At 59.9% G+C, this 9,777-nt stretch carries 8 protein-coding genes; 1 reads left to right on the forward strand and 7 read right to left on the reverse strand.

The window, feature by feature from the left end:
- Positions 1 to 148: 148 nt before the first annotated feature.
- From AO240_RS16290 to AO240_RS16320, 7 genes are all read right to left on the reverse strand, one after another.
- Positions 149 to 865: an ABC transporter ATP-binding protein gene (locus AO240_RS16290; RefSeq protein WP_099237405.1), complete on the reverse strand. Its 717-nt coding sequence runs from the start codon at positions 863 to 865 to the stop codon at positions 149 to 151.
- Positions 862 to 1,737 (reverse strand): ABC transporter ATP-binding protein, encoded by an 876-nt coding sequence (locus AO240_RS16295; protein ID WP_099237407.1) that lies wholly within the window; start codon positions 1,735 to 1,737, stop codon positions 862 to 864. The genes AO240_RS16290 and AO240_RS16295 overlap by 4 nt, the downstream gene beginning before the upstream one ends.
- Positions 1,734 to 3,011: a high-affinity branched-chain amino acid ABC transporter permease LivM gene (gene livM / locus AO240_RS16300; protein WP_099237409.1), complete on the reverse strand. Its 1,278-nt coding sequence runs from the start codon at positions 3,009 to 3,011 to the stop codon at positions 1,734 to 1,736. The genes AO240_RS16295 and livM overlap by 4 nt, the downstream gene beginning before the upstream one ends.
- Positions 3,012 to 3,013: 2 nt before the next feature.
- On the reverse strand, positions 3,014 to 3,928 hold the full coding sequence (locus AO240_RS16305) for a branched-chain amino acid ABC transporter permease (protein WP_058411315.1): 915 nt from the start codon (positions 3,926 to 3,928) through the stop codon (positions 3,014 to 3,016).
- Between the two features lie 114 nt (positions 3,929 to 4,042).
- Complete coding sequence (locus AO240_RS16310) at positions 4,043 to 5,179, reverse strand: branched-chain amino acid ABC transporter substrate-binding protein (protein WP_058411316.1); 1,137 nt, start codon at positions 5,177 to 5,179, stop codon at positions 4,043 to 4,045.
- A 360-nt stretch (positions 5,180 to 5,539) separates the two neighbouring features.
- On the reverse strand, positions 5,540 to 6,823 hold the full coding sequence (locus AO240_RS16315; protein WP_099237413.1) for an FAD-binding oxidoreductase: 1,284 nt from the start codon (positions 6,821 to 6,823) through the stop codon (positions 5,540 to 5,542).
- Between the two features lie 183 nt (positions 6,824 to 7,006).
- Positions 7,007 to 8,497, reverse strand: coding sequence for an aldehyde dehydrogenase family protein (locus tag AO240_RS16320; protein ID WP_099237415.1), 1,491 nt, complete (start codon positions 8,495 to 8,497; stop codon positions 7,007 to 7,009).
- Between the two features lie 154 nt (positions 8,498 to 8,651).
- Between AO240_RS16320 and AO240_RS16325 the strand changes: the two genes are divergently transcribed.
- The gene (locus AO240_RS16325) at positions 8,652 to 9,545 is read left to right on the forward strand and encodes a LysR family transcriptional regulator (RefSeq protein ID WP_099237417.1); all 894 of its coding nucleotides are present in this window, start codon (positions 8,652 to 8,654) and stop codon (positions 9,543 to 9,545) included.
- Positions 9,546 to 9,777: the final 232 nt, after the last annotated feature.

The raw sequence follows: 9,777 nt of genomic DNA on the forward strand, positions 1-9,777 counted from the left end.
AAATGTGGGAACCGTTTCATGTGGGAGCTGGCTTGCCTGCGAGGCAAGCCCCTCGGTCTTTCAGTTAGCCCGAGGAGATCCCATCGCAGGAAAGCCAGCTCCCACAGAGAGCCGGTTCCCACATGGGTTGTTGCATCAAGCCTTTAGATCAGTGGCCGCCGAGGTAGGCGTTGCGCACTTCCTCGTTCACCAGCAGTTCCTTGCCGGTGCCGGTCAGGCGAATCTCGCCGTTGACCATCACATACGCTCGGTCCGACAAGCGCAGTGCGTGGTTGGCGTTCTGCTCCACCAGAAAGATGGTCATCCCGGTGGCCGCCAACTCGCGCAGGGTGGCGAAAATCTGCTTTACCACAATCGGCGCCAGGCCCAGGCTTGGTTCGTCCAGCAGCAACAGTTTGGGGCGGCTCATCAGCGCGCGGGCGATGGCGAGCATTTGCTGCTCACCACCCGACATGGTCATCGCGCGTTGGGTGCGCCGTTCCTTGAGCCGTGGGAACAGCTCGAACATGCGCTGCATGTCCTCGGCGGCAAACTTGTCGCCAATCGGGATGGTGCCCATCAGCAGGTTTTCCTCGACGGTCATGTCGGGGAACACCCGCCGCCCTTCCGGCGACTGCGCAATGCCGTTGGAGGCGATGTAGTGCGACGACTTGTGGGTAATGTCGACACCGTTGTAAAGAATCTGCCCCGACTCGGCGCGTGGCTGGCCAAAGATCGACATCAGCAGCGTGGATTTACCCGCGCCGTTGGAGCCGATCAGGCTCACGGTTTCGCCTTCGTTGATGTGCAGCGAGACTTTTTTAAGCGCCTGGATCGGGCCGTAAAACACGTCCAGGTCTTTCAGTTCGAGGATAGGCCCGTTCATACCAGTTCCTCTTCATCGGCGCCCAGGTAGGCGGCGATCACTTTCGGGTCGTTGCGGATCGCGTCCGGGCCGCCTTCGGCGATCACGTTGCCATGGTCAAGCACCACGATGTGGTCGGAAATACTCATCACCATGCCCATGTCGTGTTCGATCAGCACCACCGTGATGTCGTGTTCATCGCGCAGCAGGCGAATCATCGCGCTGAGGGCTTCGGTTTCCTGAGGGTTGAGGCCCGCTGCCGGTTCGTCCAGGCAGATGATCTGCGGCCGCGTGCACATGGCTCGGGCGATTTCCAGGCGGCGCTGTTGGCCGTAGGAAAGCTCACCGGCCAGGCGGTTGGCGCAGTCCACCAGGTCGACCACCTCCAACCAGTAAAACGCGTGGTCGAGGGCGTCGCTTTCGGCCTTGCGGTAGCCCTTGGTATTGAGGATGCCGGCCAGCATGTTGCGGTTGACCCACATGTGCTGGGCCACCAGCAGGTTTTCCAGCACCGACATTTCCTTGAACAGGCGAATGTTCTGGAATGTACGCGCCAGGCCTGCGCGGTTGACCAGGTGGGTGCCACCGAACATCTTGTAGTACACCCGGCTGAAAAAGCTTTTCGGCGACACGAAATCGACGGCTTTAAAGCGCTCGCCGAGCAACTGGATCACGTTGGTCTGCTTGCCACGCACGTTGAGTTCGATTTTGCCGCCGCTGGCTTTGTAAAAGCCGGTGAGGCAGTTGAACACGGTAGTTTTGCCGGCGCCGTTGGGGCCGATCAGGGCGAAAATCGAGTTGCGCTCGACCTTGAGGCTCACGTCGCTCAAGGCCTTGATGCCACCAAAATGCATCATCAGGTGTTCCACAGACAGCACGATTTCTTTGCTCATGGCGCCACCCCCTTGCGTGGTGTCACACCGGTGCGGCTGATGCGGATCAAGCCGCGTGGGCGCCAGATCATCATCACCACCATCAGCACGCCAAACAGCAGCACGCGGTATTCAGAGAAGCTGCGCAGCAACTCCGGTGCGACGGTCAAGACGAACGCCGCGATCACCACGCCTACCGTCGAACCCATGCCGCCCAACACCACAATGGCGAGGATCAGCGCCGACTCGAAGAAGGTAAACGACGACGGGTTGACGAAGCCCTGGTAACTGGCGAAAAACACCCCGGCCAAACCGGCCGTGGAGGCACCGATGGTGAACGCCGACAGTTTTACCAGTACGTGGTTGAGGCCCATCGAACGGCAGGCGATTTCATCTTCACGCAAGGCTTCCCAGGCGCGGCCGACCGGCATGCGAGTCAGGCGGTGCTTGACGTACAGCACAGCCAACACCACTAAAAACAGCACGATGTAGATGAACATGAACTTGATATTGGGGTTGTAATCGAGGCCGAAGAACTCGTGAAACGGAATGCCGCCGTCCTTCGCTTTGCGCCCGAACTCCAGGCCGAGGAAGGTCGGCGAAGGCACCGGCATGCCGTTCGGGCCGCCGGTAAAAGACAGCCAGTTGTTCAGCACCAAGCGGATGATTTCACCAAAGCCCAGGGTCACGATGGCCAAGTAGTCACCGTGCATTCGCAGTACCGGGAAGCCGAGTATGCAGCCCGCCAGCGCCGCCGCGATGGCGGCCAACGGCAACACCGTCCAGAACCCGAGGCCGAGGTATTGGTAACCCAGCGCCAGGCCGTAGGCGCCAATCGCATAGAACGCCACGTAACCGAGGTCGAGCAAGCCGGCCAGGCCCACCACAATGTTCAGGCCCAGGCCGAGCAACACGTAGATCAGCCCGAGGATCACCACGGTTAACAGGTACTTGTTGGCGAAGATCGGGAACACGATGGCAATCACGATCAGCGCCGGGATGATCCAGCGCAGGCGTGATTTGTAGTCCGGCGCCAGCACGTGCACGCCCGAGCCACTGCTTTCAAAGCCCTGCAGCACTTTCAGGCCCTTGGGGGTTTGCAGGAACAGGCTCATGGCGAAGCGGCCAACCATCACAATGGCGACCAGCGCAGCCACACGCGCAGGTTGCAGGTTGAAGCTGTAGCCGTCGAGCACCACGCCGACGATTGGCCCGAATACGATCAGCGCTATCAGCCCGGCTAAGACCGTATCGACCACACTTTTCTTGATATCAATAGGTTTGGCAGCAGACATGTTTACACCTTAGCCACGAGCGGGCGACCCAGCAGGCCCTGAGGACGGAAAATCAGAATCACCACCAGCAGCGAGAAACTGAACACGTCTTTGTAGTCAGAGTTGATCATCCCCGCGAACAACGACTCGGAGATACCCAGGATAATCCCGCCCAACATGGCCCCAGGCAGGGAACCGATGCCGCCGAGTACCGCTGCGGTAAACGCCTTGATGCCGATGATGAAGCCCGCGTAAAAGTCGAACGTGCCGTAATTGAGGGTGATCAGCACGCCAGCCAGCGCGGCCATGGCGGCGCCGATGACAAACACGTAGGAGATCACGCGGTCGGTGTTGATACCGAGGATCGACGCCATCTTGCGGTCTTGCTGGGTGGCGCGGCACATGCGGCCGAGCTTGGTGTACTTGATGATGTAGGTCAGCAGCCCCATGCCGAGAAACGCGGCCACCAGAATAAACACCTTGGTGTAGGTCAACTGCACGAACCCGCTGCCGATATCGACACGCCAGGCGCCGGCCAGCAGAGTTGGAATACCTTGTTGCTTGGCACCTTGGGCGATCTGCGCGTAGTTCTGCAGGATCAGCGAAATACCGATGGCGCTGATCAGCGGTGCCAGTCGGGTGGAGTTGCGCAGCGGTTTGTAGGCGACACGTTCAATGACCCAGCCGTAAACGCCGGTGACAACCACCGTGAACACCAAGGTGCCGAGAATGAGCAGCGGGAAGGATTCGATGCCGAAGTAAGCCAGCAGTGCCAGACTGATCGCCGCCAGGTAAGCGGAAATCATATAAACCTCGCCGTGGGCGAAGTTGATCATGCCAATGATGCCATAGACCATTGTGTAGCCGATGGCGATCAGGCCATAGACCGACCCGAGGGTCAGGCCATTGACCAGTTGCTGCAGGAAAATACCATCCATAACGCAATCTCACGCGGTGAGAGCCTGCACACCCGTGGGTGTGCGGCCCTTCTGGAGGAAAAAACAGAGATCGATCACAGCGCCAATCACACAGGGGTTATGTGGCGCTCAGGCTTACTTCTGCTTTTCCAGCTGGTGGTATTTGCCGTCTTTGTCCCACTGGTAAACCACGTAGTCGGAGATTTTCAGGTCACCCTTGGAATCCCAGGCTTTTTCACCCATCACGGTTTTCACCGGGTTAGCCTTGAGCCACTTGGCGGCGTCTTCGCCTTTGTTGTTTTTGGCGCCGTTGAAGCCAGCCGCCAGTGCCTGAACCGAGGCGTAGGCGTACAGGGTGTAGCCTTCAGGCTCGTAACCGCTCTTCTTGAATTCTTCCACGACGGTTTTGCTGTCCGGCAGCAGGCGCGGGTCGGCGCCGAAGGTCATGTACACGCCATCCACGTACTGTTTGCCACCGGCGGTCGCGACCAGTTCGTCGGTGACCACGCCGTCATCCGACATGAACTTGACGTCTTTCAGGCCAGCTTCACGCAGTTGGCGAACCAACGGGCCGGCTTCCGGGTGCAGGCCGCCGAAGTAAACCACGTCAGCGCCTACGGAGCGGATCTTGGTGACCAGGGCGCTGAAGTCTTTCTCGCCACGGGTCAGGCCTTCTTCCAGCACCGGCTTGACGCCGCGCTTGGTCAACTGGGCAGAGGTGGCGTCAGCCAAGCCTTTGCCGTAGGTGTCTTTGTCGTTGATGACTGCGATTTTTTTGCCTTTGAGCACGTCGACGATGTAGTCACCGGCGACGATGCCTTGCTGGTCATCACGCCCGCACATGCGGAACACCGCCGACAGGCCGCGCTCGGTGACCGTCGGGTTGGTGGAGCCCGGGGTGATCATGATCACGCCCGCGTCGCTGTACACTTCAGAGGCTGGAATGGTGTTCGAGGAGCAGAAGTGGCCGACCACGCCGATTACCTTCTCCTGGTCGACCAGGCGGTTGGCCACGGCCACCGCTTGCTTTGGCTCACAGGCATCGTCGCCGGCGACCAGCTTGATTTGCTCGCCGTTGATACCGCCCGCTTTGTTGATCACATCGGCTGCCGCTTGGGCACCTTTCATGTACTGCTCACCGAAAGCCGCGTTGGCGCCGGTCATCGGCCCCGCAACGCCAATCTTCACATCAGCTTGAACAAACGTAGAAACACCCAACGCCGCGGCAACGGCGAGGGCCAGAAAACCTTTCTTGTAAAACGTCTGGGACATGAGTGGTGCTCCGATATTTTTGATTATTGGCACAACGACTTGTGTTCAACCCTTCACACAAAGCTCAGAGCAAGGCGCGTGCCATTACGTTTTTATTCTTCAAAAAGACACGGTGTCATTATTGTTCAGGGCTCAGCACCTCCTTTTGGCTGCACGTGCAACCGTCTGGCTCGCACAGGTGCAACCGCAGACAAAAAAGGTACAACCTTGACGGGTCGCACCCGCGACCAGACGAATAAACGGCAGTTCCTGCACGTGTAACAACATGCGTAACGGAACTGCACATTTACAGTGCGTGATTGCTACAACTCGCACCAATACAGATGAGTAGCCTGCCAGGAAAAACCCGCCTTGCGCTCATCAGATGACGATGCGCAGGCATTGCCCGGCGTGATACAGCGAAAACCCCGCTTCATACAGGCAACTGCGCAGGCCTGGGCTGGCCAGCCGCTGCATCGGTGCAAAGGGAATCGGCAACGCCTGGGCATTCTGGTGACACACATAATCAGCGAATGCCTTGCCCACCACGCTGCCGGTGGTCACGCCACGCCCGTTATAACCTGTCACTGCCAACAGGCCCGGTGCAGGTTCAAACAGGCGCATCAGGTGATCCGGGGTAAAGGCGATGCAGCCGGTCCAGGTGTATTCCCATTGCACCCCTTTGAGGTAGGGAAAGTAATGCTGCTGCACCCTATCGGCCCACGCCTTGAGGAACCACGCGGGTTTTTGATTGCCGTTGCCCAAGCTGCCGAGCAACAGGCGGCCATCGGCGTCGCGGCGGATGCTGCTGAGTACTTGGCGCGTGTCCCAGGAGCCCTGCCCGCCCGGAAGCACCTGTTGGGCGGCGTCGCCGGTCAGCGGTGCCGAGGCGACCTGATAGTAATAACCGGGGAAAAAATTGCGCCGCAGTTCGGTCCACTCGCCTTCGGTGTAGGCGTTTGAGGCGATTACCACGTGCGCCGCCTGCACCGAACCTTGCGCGGTTTGCACCGACCAGAGTGAACCCTGGCGTTCAAGCTGGGTGACCGGGGAATGGTCGAACAGTTGCCCGCCAAGACCGACGGCGGCACTCGCCAAACCACAGGTGTAGGCCATCGGGTTCAAGGTGCCGGCGCGCCGGTCGAGCAAGGCGGCGGCGATCTTTTGGGTGCCGGTGGCTTGCTCGCAGGCCTGGCCGGTGAGCAATTCAACCGGCGCGCCACGGCGCTTCCATTGTGCTTCACGGCTGCGTAAATCCGCCTCGCCACGCGCGTTGTGCGCCATGTGCAAGGTGCCCTCACGGCGCAATTGGCAATCGATGCTGTATTTGTCGATCAGGCTGAACACCAAAGACGGTGCCGCACCCAGCATGCGGTTGAGCTGGCTGCCGACTGCTTCGCCGAAACCGGCCTCGATCTCGTCCGGGGGAATCCACAGGCCCGCGTTAACCAGCCCGACGTTGCGCCCCGAACCGCCATGCCCGGTGCGATGCGCTTCAAGCACGGCGACGCTTTTGCCCTGCTCAAGCAAATGAATCGCTGCCGAGAGGCCGGTGATGCCGGCGCCGATCACGCACACATCAACCTTCACCTCGCCGTTAAGCGCAGCACGGTCCGGGCGGCCAGGGGTGAGTTGTTCCCACAAACATGCTTCGCGTAAGGGCATTGCCAGACTCCGCAGAGGACCCAACAAACAACTATTATTGTTAATGGCCAACCCGATCAACTGTGGGAGGGGGCTGGCTCCCGATGGCGGTGTGTCAGGTGTATCTCTGTTGACGGGCACACCGCCATCGGGAGCAAGCCCCCTCCCACATTGACCTCATTGACCTCAGTAACTTCAGTAACTTCAGTCGAAGGTAATGCCCTGCGCCAAGGGTAATTCCAGCGAGTAGTTCACGGTATTGGTCTGGCGACGCATGTACCCGCGCCATGCGTCCGAACCCGACTCGCGCCCGCCACCGGTCTCTTTCTCACCGCCAAACGCGCCGCCGATTTCCGCGCCGCTTGGGCCGATGTTGACGTTGGCGATGCCGCAGTCACTGCCCACCGCCGACATGAACTGCTCCGCCTCGCGCACATCCGTGGTGAAAATGCACGACGACAGGCCTTGCGGCACGGCATTGTTCAGGCGCAGCGCTTCGCTGAAGTCGGTGTAGCCGATCACATACAAAATCGGCGCGAAGGTTTCCGTGCACACCACCTCGCTTTGCTCGGGCATTTCTACAATCGCTGGCGACACGTAGTAGGCGTTCGGGAATTTATCTTGCAACTGACGCTTGCCGCCGAACACCTTGCCGCCTTCGCTCAAGGCTTGTTCCAGGGCGTCCTGCATAGTCTCGAAGCCGTGTTTGTCGATCAGCGGGCCGACCAGATTGCCTTCCAGCGGGTGGCCAATGCGCACCTTGGCGTACGCAGCTTTCAACCGGGTGAGGATTTCATCCTTGACCGATGCGTGCGCGATCAACCGGCGCAGGCTGGTGCAACGCTGGCCGGCGGTGCCGACGGCGCTGAACAGGATGGCGCGCACGGCCATGTCCAAATCAGCGCTGGGGCCTAGGATCATCGCGTTGTTGCCGCCCAGCTCCAGAATGCTGCGGGCAAAACGTGCGGCCACTTTGGGCGCCACTTCGCGGCCCATGCGGGTGCTGCCGGTGGCGCTGATCAGGGCCACACGCGGGTCATCCACGAGTGCCGCGCCAGCGTCACGGCCGCCGATGACCACTTGGCTGAGGTACTCGGGCGCGTCCTTGAAATTTTTCAACACGCGCTCGAACAGCGCCTGGCAGGCCAGCGCGGTGAGTGGGGTTTTTTCCGACGGTTTCCAGATAACCGCGTTGCCGCAGACCAGCGCCAGCGTGGTGTTCCACGCCCACACCGCGACCGGAAAGTTGAACGCACTGATCACGCCGACCACGCCCAGCGGGTGCCAGGTTTCACGCATATGGTGGCCGGGGCGCTCGGAGGCGATGGTCAAGCCGTACAACTGACGGGACAGGCCGACGGCGAAATCGCAAATGTCGATCATTTCCTGCACTTCACCCAAGCCTTCCTGGGTGATCTTGCCGGCTTCCCACGACACCAATTCGCCCAGGTCGGCCTTATATTGACGCAGCACGTCGCCGAGCTGGCGCACCAACTCGCCGCGGCGCGGTGCCGGCACCTTGCGCCAAGCGTCGAATGCATGCTCGGCACGACTGACCTGCTGCTCCACCTCGGCGGCACCTTCCCAGTGCACGTTGCCGATCACGCTGCCATCAATCGGCGAATGCACAGGGTGTTTACCCGACTGGTACAGCGTCGGGTCAATCCCGAGACGGTCAAGCAATGCGGCAACCATGGGTCACTCCTTCACTCTATACAGAAAAAATTGCGCCGCGGCCCACACGACGATCCGTGAGTTTATTTTTAGCTGGCAGAAGACGTGCCAACAAACGACGATTAGGCGAGATATCATTCCGTTTATTCATGCAAAGAATAAAAAGAGGCATGCCGTGCTCAACCGAAGACATTTGCCCTCGATCACCGCCCTGCAGTGTTTCGAAGCCGCCAGCCGCCACCTGAGTTTCACACGCGCCGCCGAGGAACTGAACCTCACGCAAAGCGCCGTGAGCAAGCAAGTGGCGCAATTGGAAGAATTGCTGCAACACCTGCTGTTTCGCCGGGTGCGCCGCCGCTTGCAGATGACCCCGGCGGGCGATTTGTACCTGGTGGAAGTGCGCAAAATTCTCACGCAGGTCGAGATGTCCACGCATTACCTGCGCTCCTACGGTGGCGAGACCGAAGTGCTGCGCGTGTCCACGCCCTACACCTTCGGCGCACGCTGGCTGGTGCCGCGCCTCAAGGGCTGGCGCTTGCGGCACCCGCACATCCACCTCGACCTGTGCAATGAACAGGCACCCGATGAGCTGCTGCAAGGCAAGGCCGACATGGCCTTCTACTTCGGCCAGGGCTCACGGCCTGGCACCGAAAGCCTGAAACTGTTCAGCGAAGAACTGGTGCCGGTGTGTGCGCCCGAGAGCTTGCCCGCGCAGCCGTTCAGCGACCCCACGCAATTGAGCGAACTGGTGCTGTTGCAAAATGCCTCGCGACCGCAGGGTTGGCATGACTGGTTCGCCAGCCAGGGTTTGCACACTGAGCACAGCTACCATGGGCCGCGATTCGACACCTTCTATATGTGCATCCGTGCCGCGCAAGTGGGCTGCGGCGTGGCATTGCTGCCAAGGTTTCTGGTGGAAGAGGAACTGGCCGAGGGTAAGCTGGTGATTCCCTGGCAGCATGCGTTGCCGAGCCAGGATGCGTATTACCTGGCGTACCCCGAGCATTCGGCGGAGGTGCCCAAGGTGCGCGATTTTGTGAAGTGGATGATGGAGCAGGTTATTGAGTGACTGAACTACCGCCATCGGGAGCAAGCCCCCTCCCACAGTTTGAATGTGTTCACAAACCAAAATGTGGGAGGGGCTTGCTCCCACAGTTTGAATGTGTTCACAAACCAAAATGTGGGAGGGGGGTTGCTCCCACAGTTTGAATGTGTTCACAAACCAGAATGTGGGAGGGGGCTTGCTCCCATAGTTTGAATGTGTTCACAAACCAAAATGTGGGAGGGGCTTGCTCCCACAG

This window comes from Pseudomonas sp. ICMP 460 (assembly GCF_002723595.1).
GTDB lineage: Bacteria > Pseudomonadota > Gammaproteobacteria > Pseudomonadales > Pseudomonadaceae > Aquipseudomonas > Aquipseudomonas kitaguniensis.

Bases quoted from the DNA above. Each gene is read 5' to 3' on its own strand.
- livM (WP_099237409.1), bottom strand. From the start codon at position 3,011: ATGTCTGCTGCCAAACCTATTGATATCAAGAAAAGTGTGGTCGATACG.
- AO240_RS16305 (WP_058411315.1), bottom strand. From the start codon at position 3,928: ATGGATGGTATTTTCCTGCAGCAACTGGTCAATGGCCTGACCCTCGGG.
- AO240_RS16295 (WP_099237407.1), bottom strand. From the start codon at position 1,737: ATGAGCAAAGAAATCGTGCTGTCTGTGGAACACCTGATGATGCATTTT.
- AO240_RS16290 (WP_099237405.1), bottom strand. From the start codon at position 865: ATGAACGGGCCTATCCTCGAACTGAAAGACCTGGACGTGTTTTACGGC.
- AO240_RS16315 (WP_099237413.1), bottom strand. From the start codon at position 6,823: ATGCCCTTACGCGAAGCATGTTTGTGGGAACAACTCACCCCTGGCCGC.
- AO240_RS16310 (WP_058411316.1), bottom strand. From the start codon at position 5,179: ATGTCCCAGACGTTTTACAAGAAAGGTTTTCTGGCCCTCGCCGTTGCC.
- AO240_RS16320 (WP_099237415.1), bottom strand. From the start codon at position 8,497: ATGGTTGCCGCATTGCTTGACCGTCTCGGGATTGACCCGACGCTGTAC.